The 18,407-nt window shown below is 60.7% G+C and carries 16 protein-coding genes; 11 read left to right on the top strand and 5 right to left on the bottom strand.

All coding sequences use genetic code 11. The features are described 5' to 3' along the window. Window positions 1–21: 21 nt before the first annotated feature. Entirely contained in the window at window positions 22–315 is a 294-nt protein-coding gene (locus tag AC07OO_RS11870) for a co-chaperone GroES (RefSeq protein ID WP_495082311.1), read from the bottom strand. Window positions 316–605: 290 nt separating this feature from the next. On the opposite strand from AC07OO_RS11870, the gene AC07OO_RS11865 reads away from it, so the two are divergent. The 3 genes from AC07OO_RS11865 (at window position 606) to AC07OO_RS11855 (ending at window position 3,547) form a co-directional block, all read left to right on the top strand. After that, window positions 606–1,934, top strand: coding sequence for a C4-dicarboxylate transporter DctA (locus AC07OO_RS11865; protein ID WP_495082310.1), 1,329 nt, complete (start codon window positions 606–608; stop codon window positions 1,932–1,934). 120 nt (window positions 1,935–2,054) lie between these two features. Further along, the gene (locus tag AC07OO_RS11860) at window positions 2,055–2,822 is read left to right on the top strand and encodes a transporter substrate-binding domain-containing protein (RefSeq protein WP_495082309.1); all 768 of its coding nucleotides are present in this window, start codon (window positions 2,055–2,057) and stop codon (window positions 2,820–2,822) included. A 29-nt stretch (window positions 2,823–2,851) separates the two neighbouring features. Continuing rightward, window positions 2,852–3,547 carry a GntR family transcriptional regulator gene (locus AC07OO_RS11855; protein WP_495082308.1) on the top strand — a complete coding sequence of 232 codons (696 nt, stop codon included), beginning with the start codon at window positions 2,852–2,854 and terminating at the stop codon, window positions 3,545–3,547. A gap of 88 nt (window positions 3,548–3,635) precedes the next feature. Here AC07OO_RS11855 and AC07OO_RS11850 read toward each other — a convergent pair whose 3' ends face one another. Genes AC07OO_RS11850 through AC07OO_RS11840 form a run of 3 tightly spaced genes read right to left on the bottom strand, consistent with a single transcriptional unit; the run spans window position 3,636 to window position 7,272 of the window. Further along, on the bottom strand, window positions 3,636–4,553 hold the full coding sequence (locus AC07OO_RS11850) for an aldose 1-epimerase (protein WP_495082307.1): 918 nt from the start codon (window positions 4,551–4,553) through the stop codon (window positions 3,636–3,638). Between the two features lie 53 nt (window positions 4,554–4,606). Beyond that, window positions 4,607–5,488, bottom strand: a complete 882-nt coding sequence (locus AC07OO_RS11845) for an SMP-30/gluconolactonase/LRE family protein (RefSeq protein WP_495083339.1) — start codon at window positions 5,486–5,488, stop codon at window positions 4,607–4,609. Between the two features lie 59 nt (window positions 5,489–5,547). After that, window positions 5,548–7,272 (bottom strand): IlvD/Edd family dehydratase, encoded by a 1,725-nt coding sequence (locus tag AC07OO_RS11840; RefSeq protein ID WP_495082306.1) that lies wholly within the window; start codon window positions 7,270–7,272, stop codon window positions 5,548–5,550. Between the two features lie 137 nt (window positions 7,273–7,409). Between AC07OO_RS11840 and AC07OO_RS11835 the strand changes: the two genes are divergently transcribed. Next, window positions 7,410–8,186 carry an SDR family NAD(P)-dependent oxidoreductase gene (locus tag AC07OO_RS11835; RefSeq protein ID WP_495082305.1) on the top strand — a complete coding sequence of 259 codons (777 nt, stop codon included), beginning with the start codon at window positions 7,410–7,412 and terminating at the stop codon, window positions 8,184–8,186. A 19-nt stretch (window positions 8,187–8,205) separates the two neighbouring features. Here AC07OO_RS11835 and AC07OO_RS11830 read toward each other — a convergent pair whose 3' ends face one another. Next, the gene (locus AC07OO_RS11830; protein ID WP_495082304.1) at window positions 8,206–9,183 is read right to left on the bottom strand and encodes a LysR family transcriptional regulator; all 978 of its coding nucleotides are present in this window, start codon (window positions 9,181–9,183) and stop codon (window positions 8,206–8,208) included. Window positions 9,184–9,405: 222 nt separating this feature from the next. Between AC07OO_RS11830 and chvE the strand changes: the two genes are divergently transcribed. The 7 genes from chvE (at window position 9,406) to AC07OO_RS11795 (ending at window position 18,161) form a co-directional block, all read left to right on the top strand. Next, on the top strand, window positions 9,406–10,410 hold the full coding sequence (gene chvE, locus AC07OO_RS11825; protein WP_495083338.1) for a multiple monosaccharide ABC transporter substrate-binding protein: 1,005 nt from the start codon (window positions 9,406–9,408) through the stop codon (window positions 10,408–10,410). 140 nt (window positions 10,411–10,550) lie between these two features. After that, the gene (locus AC07OO_RS11820; RefSeq protein WP_495082303.1) at window positions 10,551–11,735 is read left to right on the top strand and encodes a carbohydrate porin; all 1,185 of its coding nucleotides are present in this window, start codon (window positions 10,551–10,553) and stop codon (window positions 11,733–11,735) included. Between the two features lie 58 nt (window positions 11,736–11,793). Continuing rightward, a complete protein-coding gene (mmsA, locus tag AC07OO_RS11815; protein ID WP_495082302.1) occupies window positions 11,794–13,344 on the top strand; it encodes a multiple monosaccharide ABC transporter ATP-binding protein in 1,551 nt (516 codons plus the stop codon). Window position 13,345: 1 nt separating this feature from the next. Further along, window positions 13,346–14,542 (top strand): multiple monosaccharide ABC transporter permease, encoded by a 1,197-nt coding sequence (mmsB, locus tag AC07OO_RS11810; protein WP_495082301.1) that lies wholly within the window; start codon window positions 13,346–13,348, stop codon window positions 14,540–14,542. 24 nt (window positions 14,543–14,566) lie between these two features. Further along, complete coding sequence (locus AC07OO_RS11805) at window positions 14,567–15,505, top strand: dihydrodipicolinate synthase family protein (protein ID WP_495082300.1); 939 nt, start codon at window positions 14,567–14,569, stop codon at window positions 15,503–15,505. Between the two features lie 9 nt (window positions 15,506–15,514). Further along, window positions 15,515–16,684, top strand: coding sequence for a Gfo/Idh/MocA family protein (locus AC07OO_RS11800; protein ID WP_495082299.1), 1,170 nt, complete (start codon window positions 15,515–15,517; stop codon window positions 16,682–16,684). Window positions 16,685–16,715: 31 nt separating this feature from the next. Next, window positions 16,716–18,161, top strand: a complete 1,446-nt coding sequence (locus tag AC07OO_RS11795) for an aldehyde dehydrogenase family protein (RefSeq protein ID WP_495082298.1) — start codon at window positions 16,716–16,718, stop codon at window positions 18,159–18,161. Window positions 18,162–18,407 lie beyond the last annotated feature (246 nt).

Genomic DNA, 18,407 nt, shown 5'->3' with positions numbered 1-18,407 from the left:
CGGATCAGTTATTTCAGTTAATTACTTGGATTCGACGACTGCGAACAGGTCGTCTTCCTTCATGACCAACAGCTCGTCGCCAGCAACCTTGACGGTCTGGCCGCTGTACTTGCCGAACAGAACGCGGTCACCGACCTTGACGTTCATGGCAAGCAGTTCGCCTTTGTCGTTCTTCTTGCCTGGGCCCACGGCCAACACTTCACCTTGATCGGGCTTTTCTGCGGCGCTGTCTGGAATGACGATGCCAGAGGCAGTCTTGGTTTCGTTTTCGACGCGTTTCACAATCACGCGGTCTGCCAAAGGACGCAGTTTCATGGGGAATCTCCTAGGTATTGAAACAGTTTCGATCACAAACGTGTACCGACTTCAAAGAAGTTGGCACTCATTAACTTGCGGTGCGGAGTGGTGTTAGCACTCAATGCCGACGAGTGCTAATGATAAAGGCATTTCCGCTGATTTCAAGCCCGCAGGTGTAACTGGCTACGCAGCCAAGATCTGATCAGTAGCAGGGAAAACCCTGGATGCATTCTTCAAGGTATTGACTACATTATTTGTATACAAGATTGATGTACATGATTTGCGTTCAATAACACGAGGAGACTGCTATGCCAAAGTTTTTCCGCTCTCTGTTCGGTCAGGTGCTGCTGGCCCTGGCGGTCGGCGTCATCGTCGGCTTTGCCTGGCCGGAGCAAGCCGTTCAGCTCAAGCCGCTGGGGGATGCTTTCATCAAATTGATCAAGATGCTGGTTCCACTGATCGTTTTCTGCGTGGTGGTGCACGGCATAGCCGGCGCGGGTGACTTGAAGCGGGTGGGTCGCGTGGGGGTGAAATCGCTGCTGTACTTCGAGGTGGTCACCACGGTGGCCTTGGCCTTGGGGCTGGTGCTGGCTTTTGTGTTCCAGCCCGGTGCGGGCATGAACGTGGACCCCAAGGCCTTGGACCCAAAGGCCATGGGCAGCTATGTCGATACCGCCAGCAAGTTGACCGGCGGAGGATTTGTCGATTTTTTCATGAAGCTGATTCCGAACACGGCGGTCAGTGCCTTTGCCAACGGCGACGTCTTGCAGGTGTTGCTGTTTGCGGTGCTATTCGGCTGCGCACTGGCGCTCTTGGGGCCGCGCGGCGCACGGATCAGTGGCCTGATTGAAGACCTGTCGCTGGTGCTGTTCAAGACCATGGGCATGATCATCAAGCTGGCCCCGTTGGGGGTGCTGGGCGCCATCGCGTTTACCGTGGGCAAGTATGGTGTGGGCTCGCTCAAGCAACTGGGCATGCTGGTCGTGCTGTTCTATGCGGCGGTGATTTTGTTTGTCACCATCGTGCTGGGTGGCATCCTGCGGGTGTGCGGCTTCAGCCTGTTCAAGCTGCTGCGCTACCTGCGCGAGGAGTTGGTCGTGGTGCTGGCCACCACCTCGTCCGACAGCGTGCTGCCTCAGATCATGGCCAAGCTCAAGCACCTGGGCATACGCGATTCAACCGTGGGCCTGGTCATACCCACGGGCTACTCCTTTAACCTGGACGCCTTTTCGATTTACATCACCTTGGCGGCGGTGTTCATCGCACAGGCCACCAACACGCCTATCTCCATGGCTGATCTGATGACCATTCTGGCCATCTCGCTGGTCACGTCCAAAGGTGCGCACGGTGTGCCGGGCTCGGCCATCGTGGTGCTGGCCGCTACCTTGCAGGCCATACCGGCGATCCCGGCCATCGGCCTGGTGCTGGTGTTGTCGGTTGACTGGTTCATGGGCATTGCCCGTGCGCTGGGCAACCTGATCGGTAACTGTGTGGCAACCGTGGCCGTGGCAGCCTGGGAGGGCGACATTGACCGTGCCCGTGCGCACAAGGTGCTCGATGGACAGGACGTCCCGGCGATTGACGTCACACTGCCAAATGACGCGGGCGTCGCCCGTCAGGCTGTGGTTGGCGCGTAGTCAACAGTACTTCTATGTGAACGGTGGCCCGCCATGCAGTCCTTTTCCCGTAAGCCTTCACGCCGCCGCGCTATCGGTGCGGGTTTCGCTGCGCTAGCGTCATGGGCAGGGGGGACATCGGTGGCTGAAACCGCTATCGCGAAAGCGGGGCCTCGCACCGACCAATTGGACCAGATACTGGGTGCCGGCTTGTTGCGCGTGGCCGTGCCCAAGGAATTCCCACCCTTTGGCTATTTGCGCGATGGCCTTCCCGTGGGTTATGACGTAGCAGTAGCGCGCATGCTGGCACTGGAGTTGCGAGTGCGCCTGGAGGTGGTTCCGGTGGCAAGCCCCGACCGCATGCCGTTCTTGCAAGACGGCAAAGTCGATCTCATCATCGCCAGCCTGGGCAAGACCGCAGAGCGGGAGCAGCAAATCGACTTTTCCATGGCCTATGCGCCGCTGTACATCGGCGTCTTCGGGCCAGCCACCGCTGACCGGATCGATGCCAGCTATTTCAAAGGTCGGCGAATCGGCGTCACCCAAGGCAGCTTGGAGGAGGGCGAATTGCTGCGCAGCGTACCCGACGCCGTGGTGGTGCGTTTTGAGAACTCGGCTGCCATCATTGACGCCTATATGAAGAACGCGGTCGAGCACATCGCAGTAGGCAATGTCGTTGTCGAGTCCATCAAGGATGTTACGGTGCGCGACCGCACCCGGCGTCTGTTGCTGCTCAAGGACAGCCCCTGCTTTATCGGCGTGCGCAAGCACGAACCACGGTTGCTGGCACGGGTCAACCGCTTCTTGTTGGAGGCGGGGAATTCGCAGGCCTTAATGATCAACGCCATGGTCTGGTTCAAGGCCACATTGCCTACGGACTTCTTTTCCCTGCGTGGGCCACTGCGCTAAGATCGCGTCGCCCTTTTTGAAAAGGAACTATGAGCATCAGCCAGACCCAGATCGCACAGCAAGTGGTGGAATCCATCCTCGCGCAAAAACTTGCACCGGGTGACCGCCTGGGCGAACAGGAACTGGCCGAACTGTTCCAGGTGAGCCGCACCATGGTGCGCGAAGCGCTGATGCAGCTGCAGGCCCGCGGTTTTGTGGAAGTGCGTTCGCGCAAGGGCTGGTACGTGGTGGAGCCATCGGTCGAGCAGGCGCGCGATGCGTTTTCGGCACGGCGCATCATCGAGGCCGGCATTCTGCGCGATGCTGGCAAGCCTTTGCAGACCGCACTGCGCCAATTGGGCCAGCACATCGATCAGGAAAAGCAGGCCATAGAAGAGGGCAACCCCGCCACCCGCGCCTTCTTGTTGGCGGACTTTCATGTGTGTCTTGCCGAATGCCTGGGACAACGCTTGTTGTGCGACGTGCTACGCGACCTGACCGCCCGCACCACGCTGGCGGCCACGCTGTACCAGTCCAAGCACGACGCTGCTGAGTCCTGTGCCGAACATGCGGCCATCGTGCAAGCCCTGGAAAAAGGCGACCGTGCGTTGGCAGAAGAGCGCATGCTCGACCACATCGGCCATGTGGAGCAGGCGCTGGACCCGGTGGTGCCCGCGCGCACGGGTCCCGGCGAGCGCCTGCGACAGACGCTGGCGCCGCTGGTGGGAACCTCCTCCAAACGCTAGACGCGATCTGGCACCACAAGCGTGGCAAGCCGGTGGCTATGGGCCGCGGAGCCAGTGCATTAGGAACAGCCGTGCCGCGGCGCTGCAGTCACGACATCGTGTGAAACCGCCATTGCACATCCAGTGTCAGGCTCTCACCCGTGTGCAGCACGCGTAGGCCGGGGTTGCCCGGCACATGGAATGCGTCAATGGGGTGGGTCACCGGTTCAAAGCAGAAGGCGGGGCCCACGGGTGGGCGGTACAGCAGGCAATAGCCGTCGTGCTGGCCGCTTTCGTGGATCTGCGGTACGCGCATCTCCAATTGCAGTCGGTGCTCAGGCCAGTCTATGCGGCCCAGGCCGGACCAACCGGTGAAGGCGTTGTCGACCAGCGTGCCGTTCACATCCAGCCCGCCGTTCAGGTCCCAGGTGGCAGGCAAGTCTGCGGTGTGGGCGGTCGGCAAAGGGTCTGCGCCGCTAAGCCAGACACCTTGCACGGCAGCCTGCAGCCGGGTTTGCGGAGTGCGCAAAAACCAGGGGTGCAGGCCCAGGCCATAGGGTAGTGGCGACTCTCCTAAGTGGGTCACGCTGACGGATTGGTTGAGCCCGCCATCCAGCAGTTGGAAGGTCTGCCTGGCGCGGTACGCATAAGGGTTGCCATCAAAGCGGTGGGACTCCAACGCCATCACCAGTGTGTCCTGATCAGGCTGACTCAGAGTCCAGGGTTGTAGCCAGCCATCGCCATGGATGGGGTAGGGTTCACCGACGCGATTCGGCGCCATGGCATGGAATTGCCCAGCGTGTTCAAAACCACCGCCGCTGATGCGGTTGGACCAGGGCAGCATTGCAAACGAGGCCAGCGAGTAGCGGTCGGGGTTGTGGCCGTCCCAGGGGCGCCACAGGTTCAACACACCACCATCTTCGCGCTCCAGTTGCCAGGCCGCGACACCACCGCCCAGGCTGGGCACCAGGCCCAGGCGTTGCCCGGCGTGGCGGAGCCAGAGGATGGGGTGCTGGGGCGAAGTCATAAAGAAAGAATCCCAAAAACAAGCGGGAGAGTATGGGGGCGAGTAGACCACCGTTACCCGGCAAATGCATGCGCGGGCAGACCGGGGCTGTCCACCTCCACACAAAACAGGCCACCGGCCAGCGGCTGGGCCGCCAGTTGCGCGCTGGTCAGTCCGGAGCATGCGCTGCTGATGAACAGGGTCTTCAGGTCTGTCCCACCAAATGCACAGTTGGTGATGTGGCTGGTGGGCAGCGTGATGCGGGCCAGCTCCGCGGCGCTGTGTGCATCGTGGCAGGTGACGCAGGCGGCGCCCCAGTGGGCGATCCACAGGCGCCCGGCCGCATCGGTGGTCATGCCATCGGGAAAGCCGTCGTTTTCAGCAAATTGCAGCCATAGGCGGGGTTCGCTCAGGTTGCCGCTCTTGGGGTCGAAGTCAAAGGCATTGACCCGGCCTTGCACCGTGTCGTTGAAATACATCGTGAGTCCATCGATGGACCAGGCGGGGCCGTTGGTGACGGTGTAGCCGTCCACCATGCGGCTGCTGCGTCCTTCGGGTGTGAACCGGTACAGCGCGCCGCTGGGCGCCTTGCAATCGAAGTCCATGGTGCCACCCCAGAAGCGGCCCTGCGCATCGCACTTGCCGTCATTGAAGCGGTTACCGCCGCGCTCCGGTTCGGGTTGGTGCAGGCGCTGCAGGACGTGCGTATCCGGGTCAAAAAAAGCAAAGCCCTGGCGCAATGTGACCAGCAGGCCCGGTGCTGCTGCGCGTTCGGCCACGGCCGAAATTTCTTCGTCGAACGCCCAGCTGTCCCGTGTTTGCGTGGCCGGGTGGTAGCGGTGCAGTTGATGGCCCAGAATGTCCACCCAGTAGAGTGCTTGCCGGCGCTGCGACCATAGCGTGCCTTCGCCCAGCGTCGCACCGGCGGCCCAGACGCAGCGCGGCGTGCCCAGCATGCGAGGGGCACGCACTGCAGGCGGGCTGGCGTCGGTAGACACGGTGTTGGGTTGGCCGCTCAATGCGATTCGCGTGGAACGGCCGCGCCGGAGCCACCGACCAAAAAGTCCAGATCGGCCCCCAAGTGGGCCTGCTGCACATGGTCTACATACAACTTCTGGTAGCCCCGGTTCGGGTGCACCGGGGGCTTCCAGTGCAGACGCCGGCGTGCCAGTTCTTCTTCCGACACTTCCAGGTGCAGCCTGCGACCGGCGACATCGAGTTCAATCATGTCGCCGTTTTGTACCAGGGCCAGCGGACCGCCAGCGGCGGCCTCGGGCGAGGTATGCAACACCACGGTGCCGTAGGCGGTGCCGCTCATGCGGCCGTCGCTGATGCGCACCATGTCGGTAATGCCTTTTTGCAAAATCTTCGGTGGCAGCGGCATGTTGCCTACTTCCGCCATGCCGGGGTAGCCCTTGGGGCCACAGTTCTTCAGCACCATGACGCAGTGTTCATCAATGTCCAACTCGTCACCATCAATACGCGCGTGGAAGTCTTCAATGTCTTCAAACACCACGGCCCGGCCGCGGTGTTGCAACAGGTGGGCCGATGCGGCGGATGGCTTGATGACCGCACCGTTGGGCGCCAGGTTGCCGCGCAGCACCGCAATGCCGGCGTCTTTCATAAAGGGCTCGTCTGGCGTCTTGATGACCTCGCGGTTGTAGCAAGGTGCGTTTTCAATGTTGTCGCCCAAGCTCTTGCCATTGGCGGTGATGGCACCCAGGTGCAGCAGCGGTTTGATTTCGCGCAGGATGGCGGGCAGGCCGCCGGCGTAGTAAAAGTCTTCCATCAAGAATTTTCCGGACGGCTGCAGGTTCAGCAGGCAGGGTACTTCGGCGCCCAGGCGGTCCCAGTCATCCAGGTCCAGCTTCACACCCAGGCGGCCGGCGATGGCGATCAGGTGGATCACCGCATTGGTAGAGCCACCGATGGCGGCGTTGGTGCGGATCGCGTTCTCGAACGCTTCGCGGGTCAAAATCTGCGACATGCGCAGGTCTTCCTTGACCATCTCCACAATGCGGCGTCCGCTCATTTGGGCTAGGCGGTTGCGCCGTGTGTCGGGGGCGGGAATAGCAGCGTTTTCGGGCAGCGACATGCCCAGCGCCTCGACCATGCTGGCCATGGTGCTGGCCGTGCCCATGGTCATGCAGCTGCCCTTGGAGCGGTGCATGTCGCACTCGGCCGCCGTGAAATCTTCTTGCGTCATCTCACCGGCACGCACCATCTCGCTCATTTGCCACACGCCGGTGCCCGAGCCAATGTCCTTGCCACGGAACTTGCCGTTGAGCATGGGCCCGCCGGAGACGCCAATGGTCGGCAGGTCGCAACTGGCCGCGCCCATCATCAGCGAGGGGGTGGTCTTGTCGCAGCCCATCAACAGCACCACGCCGTCGATTGGGTTGCCGCGGATCGACTCTTCCACGTCCATACTGGCCAGGTTGCGAAACAGCATGGCGGTCGGGCGCAGTTGCGTCTCGCCCAGCGACATCACCGGGAATTCGAGCGGGAAGCCGCCGGCCTCGTAGACGCCGCGTTTGACAAACTCGGCCAGCTCACGAAAGTGGCCGTTGCAGGGAGTCAGTTCGCTCCAGGTGTTGCAGATGCCAATGACAGGCCGACCATCGAGCTCATCGTGTGGGTAACCTTGGTTTTTGAGCCAGCTGCGGTGCATGAAGCCATCACGGTCGGTCTTGCCAAACCAGGCTTGGCTGCGGCGGAAAGGGTGCTTTTTGGAGTCCATGTTGTCCAGGAATCTTTCTGTGTGGAAGGGCCTTGGGGGGCTTGACAAGGCGCATCCTAGCAAGGCACAGTGATAATGAAAAATACTTAAATAGATATTTTCAATACTTAAATTGCAATGTTAAAAGGAATGATGTGATGAGTGCTTCCCAGAAATTGGCCTTGTTCCCCAGCCTGCGCGGTCAGCGTGTCTTTGTCACCGGGGGCGGCACCGGTATCGGCGCTGCCATCGTGGCGGCTTTTGCCGAGCAGGGCGCCCAGGTCGCCTTCGTCGATGTGGCCGAAGCCGAAAGTGACGCGCTGGCGCACTCGTTGTCTGACGCCGGGCACCCGGCGCCGTGGTGGCGTGTCTGTGATGTGCGGGATGTGGTTGCACTAAAGGCCGCTGTGGATGCCGCCACCGACGCGCTGGGCGATTTTTCGACCCTGGTCAACAACGTGGCGCGAGACGACCGCCACACGCTGGAATCGGTGACGCCGGAATACTGGGATGAACGCATGGCGGTGAATCAGCGCCCGGCCTTTTTTGCCATCCAGGCCATCGTGCCGGGCATGCGCCGGCTGGGTGGTGGGTCGGTCGTCAACATCGGCTCGACCGGCTGGCAATCCAAGGGCAGCGACTACCCCTGCTATGCCATCGCCAAGTCATCGGTCAATGGCTTGACGCGGGGGCTGGCAGGCAGCCTGGGGCGGGACCGCATCCGGGTCAACACCGTGTCTCCCGGCTGGGTCATGACCGAGCGCCAGATCAAGCTGTGGCTCAACGCCGAGGGCGAAGAATCCATCAAGCGCAACCAGTGTTTGCCGGACAAATTGCAGCCCTCGGATGTGGCCCGCATGGTGCTGTTCCTAGCCTCAGACGATGCCGCCATGTGCACCGCCCAGGAGTTCAAGGTGGATGCGGGTTGGAATTAGGGGGGAGCCAATCCTTTTTTCATGGGGCCGCCTCGTCAGCCACCATGTCCAGCTGCTTGCCATAGACGGTGATCGCCGAGGCCTTGAGCGCGCGCAGCATGACCTTCGCCGCGGGCGACAGCAGGCGGTCACGGCGGATGATGATGCCGAAGGAGTCCATCTGGCAGGGCAGCGCCATAGGCACGATGGCCAACAGGCCATGGTCCGCGTAGTAGCGCGCCACATCGGTGGCCATCACGCTGAGCATGTCGCTTTGCTGCAGCATCTTGGTGGTGAACAGCAATGAGGCGGTTTCGATCACATTGTTGGGCGCTCGGAACCCCTCTTCCTGGAACATCAGGTCAAACCGGTGCCGCAACACGCTGCCACTGGGCGGCACGATCCAGCCGCACTCGACCACATCGCCCAGCGTGGGTGTGGGGCCGGTGAACAAGGGGTGGCCTGGGCGGGCCACCGCGCACACGGGCTCGTCCGTCAGCATCTCGTAGCGCAGGTCCGCTTTTTCGTGCTGGGCAAACAGGCGCGCAATGAGGATGTCGAGTTTGCCCTGGTTCAGGCGCTCGATGAGGACGTCGCTGGTCTCGATTTGCAATGCAATCTGCAGGTTGGCATGCTCCCGCTTGACCAGCGCAATCGCGGTCGGCAACAGCGCGAGGCCGGGGGCGGTAATGGCACCTATATTCACTTGGCCAAATTGCCCGCTCTTTGCGGCCTGCAGCTCCTCGTGGGCCTGGTTCAGGCTGCTCAGCGCCACCCGCGCATGGCGGATCATGGTGTCGCCGTACCAGGTGGGCCGCATGCCCCGGGGCAGGCGCTCGAACAGGGATACTTCCAGTGCGTCTTCCAGATCCTTGAGCAGTTTGGACGCTGCAGGCTGCGTCATGTTCAGCACCTCTGCGGCCCGGTGGATATTGCCCTCTTCTGCAAGGGTGACCAGCAGCAGCAACTGCCGGGTTTTGAGCCGTGCCCGGAGGAACCAATGGATGTAATTTGTCATATGCGGGTTTTTAATGATTCTAAATTTGGCATCACAACTATGGTAATCAGTATTAGAAAAATATCAATCGAATCCTTATCATCGGGTCTCTTCGCCAAAAAGGCAAAGACGACTGAATTCAAAACCAATCCTTCTCAGGAGACAAAAACCGTGAAAGTTCGTAGAACCACACTCAAAGCACTGGCCGCTGGCTTGGCGCTGGGTCTCGCCTTTGTGGCGCCCATGGCCCAGGCGCAGGACAAGGGCACCGTTGGCGTGGCCATGCCCACCAAAAGCTCCACCCGCTGGATCAGCGACGGCAACAGCATGGTCGCGGCCCTGGCCGCCAAGGGCTACAAGACCGATCTGCAATACGCCGACGACGACATCCCCAACCAATTGGCGCAAATCGAGAACATGATCACCAAGGGTGTGAAGGTGCTGGTGATTGCGGCGATTGACGGCAGCACGCTGTCCAATGCCCTGCAAAAGGCGGCAGACAAGGGCATCAAGGTCGTGGCCTATGACCGCCTGATCGTTGGTAGCAAGAATGTGGACTACTACGCGACCTTTGACAATTTCCAGGTCGGCGTGCTGCAGGCCCAATCCATCGAAAAAGCCCTGGGCCTGAAAGAGGGCAAGGGTCCGTTCAATATCGAACTCTTCGGTGGTTCGGCTGACGACAACAACGCCTTCTTCTTCTATGACGGCGCCATGTCCGTCCTGCAGCCCTACATCGACAAGGGCAAGCTTGTGGTGCAAAGCAAGCAGTTGGGCATGAACAAGGTGTCCACCCTGCGCTGGGACGGCGCGGTGGCCCAGTCCCGCATGGACAATCTGCTGAGTGCCTACTATGGCAAGGCCCGGGTGGACGCGGTGTTGTCACCCTATGACGGCTTGAGCATTGGCATTCTGTCTTCGCTCAAGGGCGTGGGCTACGGCAGCGCCACACAACCCTACCCCTATGTGAGCGGACAGGATGCCGAGGTGCCATCCGTCAAATCGATCCTGCGCAAGGAACAGTACTCCACCGTCTTCAAAGACACCCGCGAACTGGCCAAGGTCACCGCCAATATGGTGGACGCCATGATGGCCGGCAAGACGGTTGAGATCAATGACACCAAGACCTACAACAACAAGGTCAAGGTTGTTCCCTCGTATCTGCTGAAACCGGTCAGCGTGGACTTGTCCAACTACAAGTCGGTTCTTGTGGCCAGCGGCTACATCAAAGAAGAACAGCTGAAGTAAGTACCGCGGTGGGCCGCATGGCATAGCCGCGGCAGCCACCCCGTAAACCAAGCAACACCCGTAAGACAGCTCAGGGGACGGCGAAAGCCGTCCTCCGGGGACGACTTTTTCCAAAATTTAACGACAACAAGCAACCCATCATGAAACACACTTTCTCCATCAGCGCCATCGCGCTGGCCACTGCACTCTGCGCTGCTGGCGCCCACGCTGACGACGGCACGTTCGAGTTCCACGGTTACTCCCGCGGTGGCCCGGTTTTCAGCAAGTCTGACGAAGTCAAAGGCCGCTTCCAGCTCGGTGGCGACACGCAAGGCTACCGCCTGGGCAACGAAGCCGACAACGGCATCGAAATCGACCTGAGCAAGACTTTCAAGACGGATGCCGCCACCTACAAGGTTGAATACATGCCCGCCAAGTGGAACAGCGGCAATGTGGGCACCGAGCAGGCCTTTGTCGAAATCAGCGGCATGAGCTTTGCGCCCGAAGCCAAGTTCTGGGTCGGCCAACGCCGCCTGCGTATCCAGGACGTGCACATCGTTGACTATTTCTTGATGAACTACGGCGACAACCAGGGCGCGGGCGTGACCGACATCCCCATTGGCGGCGCCAAGCTGGGTCTGGGCTTTTTCACCGGCGACAAGTTCGACACAGTGACACCAACGGGCGTCAGTGCCACCCGCTTCAATGCCGACATTTCCGACATCAATATCAACCCCGGCGGCAAGCTGCGCGTGCTGCTGACCGGCGTCAACGGCTCCGGCCTGGCCAATAGCAGCACCGGCTCCGGCATCTCCATCTCGCACAACCAAAGCGACTTCATCACCAAAGGGCTGAACAACGCGCTGTTCCTGCAGACCTCCACGGGCCATGCCCGCATCGACGGCGAGTTTCTCAACATCGATGGCGTAGCCGGTGGCCAGAAGGTCAGCCGCATTGCCGATTCGCTGAGTTGGCAACTGGGCGCCTTCGGCGGCCAGACCCTGTTGAGCTACCAAACCAACAAGGACGACGTGACGGGCATCGAAACCAAGGACACCTCCATCGGTGGCCGCATCTCGTATGCATTCTCCAAGAACTTCAAACTGTTGGTGGATGCCGCAACGACAACCCGCACCGGCAATGGCCCGGACCAGCGCCTGGACAAGTTGACCATTGCACCCACACTGTCGGTCGGTCCTGATTTCTACAGCCGCCCGGAACTGCGTTTGTATGTGACCATGTCCAACTGGAACGACGCGGCCGCGGCAGCCAATGCCAGCAGCTTTGGTGCCGGTGGCAAGACTTCGCGCACCGTGGCGGGTGTGCAGTACGAGATCTGGTGGTAGTAAGGGGTTTCTCCAGAGGTTAGGGCTTTATAGGGCGGTCTTGCGGCCGCCCTTTTTTATGGATACTTGGGGCACTATGCAGAAGCCTATTCTTGAAATGCGGGGGATGAAGAAATCGTTTCACAGCGTGAAGGCGCTGAGCGACGTGAACCTGACTGTCCATGCGGGGCAGATCCACGCCATCGTTGGCGAAAACGGGGCGGGTAAGTCCACGCTGATGAAAGTGCTGAGCGGTGTCTACCCGCACGGCGAATACGAAGGCGAGATCAAATTTCTGGGCCAGGAATGCCGGTTCAAGGGCATCTCTGACAGCGAATCCAAAGGCATCATCATCATCCACCAGGAACTCGCCTTGGTGCCCTTGTTGTCGATTGCAGAAAACATATTCCTGGGCAACGAGCCTGCTCGATTTGGCGTCATCGATTGGTCGGCAGCCTTTTTGAAGACACAGGCCCTGCTGAAAAAAGTGGGCTTGAAGGAATCGCCCGGCACGCTGATCACCGACCTGGGCGTTGGCAAGCAGCAGCTCATAGAGATTGCGAAGGCCTTGTCCAAAGAGGTCAAGCTGCTGATCTTGGACGAGCCAACCGCCAGCTTGAATGAAACCGACAGCGATGCCTTGCTGGAGTTGTTGTTGGAGCTCAAGCGCCAGGGCATTGCCTGCATCCTGATATCGCACAAGCTCAACGAAATCTCCAAGGTGGCGGATGCCATCACCGTGCTGCGGGATGGCACCACGGTGGCCTCGCTGGATTGCGCAAGCGAGGCTATCCCCGAAGACCGTGTCATCCAGCACATGGTCGGGCGCGAAATGGCGGACCGTTATCCCAAGCGCACGCCCAACATCGGTCAAGAAGTTTTCGAAGTCAAAAATTGGAAGGTGCACCATGCGGTGCACGCGGACCGCCTGCTGATCAAAGGTGTCAACCTGCACATCAAGCGCGGCGAGATTGTTGGCATTGCCGGGCTCATGGGTGCTGGCCGCACCGAGCTGGCGATGAGCATCTTCGGCCGCACCTACGGCCAGGGCATCAGCGGCCAGGTCTTCTTGCACGGCCAGGAGATTGACACCAGCACGGTGCAAAAGGCCATCGACCACGGCATTGCCTATGTGACCGAAGACCGCAAGGGCTACGGCCTGGTGCTGGACGAAACCATCGCCTGGAACACCACGCTGGCCAATCTGGAGGCGGTGTCGCGCCATGGCGTGATTGACGAAGGCCGCGAATTTGGTGTGGCCGAAGACTACCGCCGCAAGCTCAACATCCGCAGCCCGGATGTGTGGGCACGCACCGTCAACCTGTCGGGCGGCAACCAGCAAAAAGTGGTCTTGAGCAAGTGGTTGTTTTCCAACCCCGAGGTTTTGATTCTGGATGAACCCACGCGTGGCATTGACGTCGGCGCCAAGTACGAGATCTACACCATCATTGCGCAGCTGGCCGCCGAGGGTAAGTGCGTGCTGATGATCTCGTCCGAAATGCCCGAACTGCTGGGCATGTGTGACCGCATCTGCGTGCTGAACGAGGGCCGGTTTGTCGCCGAGTTCTCCGCCGCCGAGGCGACCCAAGAAAAAATTATGCGTTCTATCGTGACATCAGGAGTGAATTGACATGGCAACCCCAAGCGCGGCCGCTGTGCCCATCCAACAACAGCAGAGCCATTCGGGCTTTCTCAAAAACAATTTGCGTGACTACGGTCTGCTGATCTCCCTGGTCGCCATCATGGTGTTCTTCCAGGTGATGACCAACGGCACGCTGTTTCAACCGTTGAACCTGACCAACCTGATTCTTCAAAACAGCTACATCATCGTCATGGCGCTGGGTATGCTGCTGGTGATCGTGGCCGGGCACATCGACCTGTCGGTAGGCTCGGTCTGCGGTTTTGTGGGCGCCGTGGCCGCCGTGCTGATGGTCGAATACAAGCTGCACTATGTGCCCGCTGCCCTGATTTGTTTGACGCTGGGCGCAGTTATCGGCGCGGCACAGGGCTATTGGGTGGCGTTCCACAAGATCCCGTCGTTCATCGTCACGCTGGCCGGCATGCTGGTGTTCAAGGGGCTGGCGCTGGCCGTGCTGGGTGGTTCGTCCGTGGGGCCGTTCCCGCCAGAGTTCCAACTGTTGAGCACCGGCTTTATTCCAGACCCCTTTGCCGGAGAGAGCCTGCGTATTGCGTCGCTGGTGGCCGGCCTGCTGATGGCGCTGGTGCTGCTGGTTGTCAAGGTGCGGGGGCGTGCCGAGCGCATCAAGCACGGCATGGACAACGAGCCCTATGCCTTCTTCATCGTGAAGAACCTGGTGTTTGCCGCCATGATCGCGGCCTTCAGCTACCTGCTGTCCACCTACAAGGGCTTGCCCAACGTGCTGATCGTCATGTTGCTGTTGATGCTGTTGTATGACTTTGTTACCTCCCGGACCACGATTGGCCGGCGCATTTATGCGCTGGGCGGTAATGAGAAAGCCGCACGCCTGTCGGGCATCAAGACAGAGCGCCTGGCCTTCTATACCTTTATCAACATGGGTGTGTTGGCGGCGCTGGCCGGCCTTATTTTTGCGGCGCGCCTGAACACGGCAACACCCAAGGCCGGTCTCGGTTTCGAGCTGGACGTGATTGCCGCCTGCTTCATCGGCGGTGCTTCGGCATCGGGTGGCGTGGGCAAGGTGCTGGGTGCTGTCATTGGCGCCTTCATCATGGGCGTCATGAACAACGGCATGTCCATCATGGGCATTGGCATCGACTACCAGCAGGTCATCAAGGGGCTGGTGCTGCTGGCGGCCGTGTGTGTTGATGTCTACAACAAAAACAAATAGGAAGGAAGAGACATGTCGTCAACCATGACCCCATCACAAACCCCGCTATCCCCACGTTATCGAGGCGTCTTCCCGGTCGTTCCCACCATCTTCACGGCGCAGGGTGAGCTGGATCTGCCGGGCCAGAAGCGCTGTGTCGATTTCATGATTGATGCGGGCTCCACCGGCATTTGCATACTGGCCAACTTCTCGGAACAGTTCTCGCTGTCGGATGCTGAGCGCGAAGTGTTGACCACCACGATTCTGGACCACGTGGCCGGGCGCGTACCCGTCATCGTGACCACCACCCACTATGGCACGCAGGTCTGCGCCCAGCGCAGCCGCCGTGCACAAGAGGCCGGCGCGGCCATGGTGATGGTGATGCCGCCCTACCATGGCGCGACGATTCGTGTGTCGGAAGAGAAAGTGTTTGAGTTCTATGCCGGTGTGTCAGACGCCATCGGGATCCCCATCATGGTCCAGGATGCGCCAGTCAGCGGCACGCCGCTGAGCGCCGCCTTTCTGGCCCGCATGGCGCGGGAGATTGCGCAGGTTTCGTACTTCAAGATCGAGACCGCCAACGCGGCCTCCAAGTTGCGCGAACTCATCCGCTTAGGCGGTGCTGCCATCGAAGGCCCATGGGACGGTGAAGAGGCGATCACGCTGCTGCCCGATCTGGATGCCGGCGCCACCGGTGCCATGACCGGGGGTGCCTACCCCGATGGCATACGCAGCATTGTGGATGCCTACGCCGCCGGTCAACGTGAAGAGGCGGTGGCCCAGTACCAGCGCTGGCTGCCCTTGATCAACTACGAGAACCGCCAGGGCGGCATTCTGACTGCCAAGGCCTTGATGCTCGAGGGTGGCATCATCGCAAGCGACGCACCACGCCATCCGTTCCCAACGATGCAGCCCGACGTGCGCGCGGGGCTGCTGGAAACGGCGCGGCGTCTGGACCCCATGGTCCTGCGCTGGGGAAAGTAGGCATCGCATATGTCCATGAATCCGGTGATCGCCACCTTGGGGCGCAGACTGCGGCTGGCAGTGATTGGCGGTGGGCCGGGATCCTTCATCGGCGCCATGCACCGGCAAGCAGCGCGACTGGATGACCGGTATGAACTGGTGGCCGCCGCGCTGTCCTCCGACCCGGTGACATCCGTCAATGCCGGTCGTGCCATCGGTCTACCGCCTGAGCGCTGTTATGCCAGCGGGATGGACCTGCTCGCGGCCGAACAAGGCCGTGCCGATGGTGCCGAGGTGGTGGCCATCATGACGCCCAACGACAGCCATTTTGCGTTTGCCATGGCTGCGCTGGAGCGGGGCTTCGACGTTATTTGCGACAAACCCATGACCAACACGGTGGCTGAGGCGGAGCAACTGCACCAGCGGGTTCTGGACACCGGCCTGGTGTTTTGTTTGACGCACAACTACACAGGTTACCCGATGGTGCGCCAGGCGCGGGCCATGGTCGCCGATGGCCAGTTGGGCGCCATTCGGCTGGTGCAGGTGGAATACGTCCAAGGTGGCCGCGCCAAGGCAGGGCCAGGGCGTTGCGCCTGGAAGGACGACCCTGCGCGGGGCGGCCCGTCACTGGTGATGGGCGATATCGGCACCCATGCGCACAACCTGTTGCGCTTCATCACTGGATGCGAAGTGACGCAGGTCGCTGCCGAGGTGGGCAGCATTGTTCCAGAGCGAACGACCCACGACTACGCCAGCGCCATGCTGCGTCTGGACAACGGCGCGCGCGGCAGTTTTTGGGTAACCCAAGCGGCAGCGGGTGTGGAGAACGGTTTGCGCATCCGTGTCAGCGGCGAACTGGGAAGCCTGGAATGGATGCAGGAAACACCGCAGGCCCTGGCCTTCAAACCACTGGGCGCACCGGCCCAAAACAGAACACCCAATGGCCCGGGAACTTTGCCATTGGCCGCCCGCGCGTCACGCGTGGCCGCGGGGCACCCTGAAGGTTTCCACGAGGCTTTTGCCAACCTATATTCGGATGCAGCCGAAGCCATTGCCGCCCGCCGTGCAGGGCAATCCGCCGACCCGCTGGCGCTGCACTTCCCCAATGCATTGGACGGTTTGCTGGGCGTTCGATTCGTGGCCAGCGTGATCCAATCCAGCCAAAACGGTAGCACTTGGACACCATGCGCGCTATCGTGATCCCCTTTTTTATCTACCACTAACAAACAACATGACATTGCCACAACACAACAACCTCATAGCGGGTGAATGGGTCGCCTCCAGCCACTACGCTCCCAACGTCAACCCGTCGAACGTGGCAGATGTGATTGGGGAATATGCCCAGGCCGACGCCGCGCAGCTGAACGATGCAGTTGCCGCCGCACAGCGTGCCTTCCCCGCCTGGTCTACCGGCGGCATCCAGGCGCGTTCTGATGCACTCGACAAAATCGGCAACGAAATTCTGGCCCGCAAAGAAGAGCTGGGCACCCTGCTGGCCCGAGAAGAAGGCAAGACCCGCGCGGAAGGTATTGGTGAGGTCACCCGTGCCGGCAATATCTTCAAGTTCTTTGCTGGCGAGTGCCTGCGTTTGGCGGGCGAAGTCTTGCCATCGGTGCGCCCCGGCATTGCGGTCGAGGTCACCCGCGAGCCCGTGGGTGTCGTGGGTTTGATCACGCCGTGGAATTTCCCCATCGCGATCCCGGCCTGGAAGATTGCGCCCGCATTGGCCTATGGCAATTGTGTGGTGTTCAAGCCGGCCGACCTGGTGCCGGGATGCGCCTGGGCGCTGGCCGAGATTATCAGCCGCAGTGGCATTCCCGCTGGCGTCTTCAACCTGGTGATGGGCCGGGGCAGTGTGATTGGCGACCCGCTGGTGAACCACCCCGGCATTGCCGCAGTGAGCTTCACGGGTTCGGTCGGCGTGGGCCAGCGCATTGCCCAGGCCTGCGCGCTGAACATGAAGAAGGTCCAGTTGGAGATGGGTGGTAAGAACCCGCAAGTCGTGCTGGACGATGCAGACTTGGCGACTGCTGTGGAACTCAGCGTGCAGAGCTGCTTTTATTCGACCGGCCAGCGCTGCACCGCATCGAGCCGCCTGATCGTCACCGATCGCATTTACCCGGAATTCATCGCCGCCATGCAACGCCGCATGGCCACTATCCAGGTGGGTGATGCCTGCCAGACGGGAACCGATATTGGCCCCGTGGTCTCACAGGCACAACTGGAGCAGGACCTGTCGTATGTGGAAATCGGCAAGGCCGAAGGCGCACAACTGCTGATGGGCGGGGAACGACTGACACGGACCACCGAAGGGTTCTACATGGCGCCCGCGCTGTTCGTGGACAGCACAGCCACCATGCGTATCAACCGTGAAGAAATCTTTGGCCCGGTGGCCAGCGTGATCCGCGTCAAGGATTATGAAGAGGCCTTGGCGGTTGCGAACGACACACCGTTTGGTCTGTCGGCCGGCATTGCCACCACATCGCTCAAATACGCCACCCACTTCAAGCGCCATGCACAGGCCGGCATGGTCATGGTGAATCTGCCCACCGCTGGTGTGGACTACCACGTGCCGTTTGGCGGGCGCAAGGGTTCCAGTTATGGTTCGCGTGAGCAGGGCAAATATGCGCAGGAGTTTTTCACGACGGTAAAGACGGCGTATGTGATGGGTGGGTAGATAGGGGTCTGTTGGGGCATCTGCGGCGGCTGTGCTGAAAGTAGCTCCCGAGACAAAGCCGAAATTGACTAGAACGAACTCGGCGCTCAATAGCAGACGTTGATGCTCTAAAACCTGTCGTTTGGCTTGGTGCCTCAGATGTCATGGACTTTAGTCGGTCTCTGATGTTCGGCAATTGGCCCCGCAACGGAGATTGGTTGGAGGAACGCGCCGACTATTTGCGGCAGTTGGTGATCACTTTCAATC

The organism is Rhodoferax sp. GW821-FHT07G04, assembly GCF_059418585.1.
The sequence above is the reverse complement of the archived record's forward strand: the minus strand, read 5'-3'. Positions and strand labels throughout refer to the sequence as shown.

Excerpts from the sequence above, each read along its gene's own strand:
- AC07OO_RS11805 (WP_495082300.1), top strand. The coding sequence starts at position 14,567 with ATGACCCCATCACAAACCCCGCTATCCCCACGTTATCGAGGCGTCTTC.
- AC07OO_RS11830 (WP_495082304.1), bottom strand. The coding sequence starts at position 9,183 with ATGACAAATTACATCCATTGGTTCCTCCGGGCACGGCTCAAAACCCGG.
- chvE (WP_495083338.1), top strand. The coding sequence starts at position 9,406 with ATGGCCCAGGCGCAGGACAAGGGCACCGTTGGCGTGGCCATGCCCACC.
- AC07OO_RS11855 (WP_495082308.1), top strand. The coding sequence starts at position 2,852 with ATGAGCATCAGCCAGACCCAGATCGCACAGCAAGTGGTGGAATCCATC.
- AC07OO_RS11820 (WP_495082303.1), top strand. The coding sequence starts at position 10,551 with ATGAAACACACTTTCTCCATCAGCGCCATCGCGCTGGCCACTGCACTC.
- AC07OO_RS11845 (WP_495083339.1), bottom strand. The coding sequence starts at position 5,488 with ATGCTGGGCACGCCGCGCTGCGTCTGGGCCGCCGGTGCGACGCTGGGC.
- AC07OO_RS11850 (WP_495082307.1), bottom strand. The coding sequence starts at position 4,553 with ATGACTTCGCCCCAGCACCCCATCCTCTGGCTCCGCCACGCCGGGCAA.
- AC07OO_RS11865 (WP_495082310.1), top strand. The coding sequence starts at position 606 with ATGCCAAAGTTTTTCCGCTCTCTGTTCGGTCAGGTGCTGCTGGCCCTG.
- mmsA (WP_495082302.1), top strand. The coding sequence starts at position 11,794 with ATGGATACTTGGGGCACTATGCAGAAGCCTATTCTTGAAATGCGGGGG.
- AC07OO_RS11835 (WP_495082305.1), top strand. The coding sequence starts at position 7,410 with ATGAGTGCTTCCCAGAAATTGGCCTTGTTCCCCAGCCTGCGCGGTCAG.
- AC07OO_RS11870 (WP_495082311.1), bottom strand. The coding sequence starts at position 315 with ATGAAACTGCGTCCTTTGGCAGACCGCGTGATTGTGAAACGCGTCGAA.
- AC07OO_RS11795 (WP_495082298.1), top strand. The coding sequence starts at position 16,716 with ATGACATTGCCACAACACAACAACCTCATAGCGGGTGAATGGGTCGCC.
- AC07OO_RS11840 (WP_495082306.1), bottom strand. The coding sequence starts at position 7,272 with ATGGACTCCAAAAAGCACCCTTTCCGCCGCAGCCAAGCCTGGTTTGGC.
- AC07OO_RS11800 (WP_495082299.1), top strand. The coding sequence starts at position 15,515 with ATGTCCATGAATCCGGTGATCGCCACCTTGGGGCGCAGACTGCGGCTG.
- mmsB (WP_495082301.1), top strand. The coding sequence starts at position 13,346 with ATGGCAACCCCAAGCGCGGCCGCTGTGCCCATCCAACAACAGCAGAGC.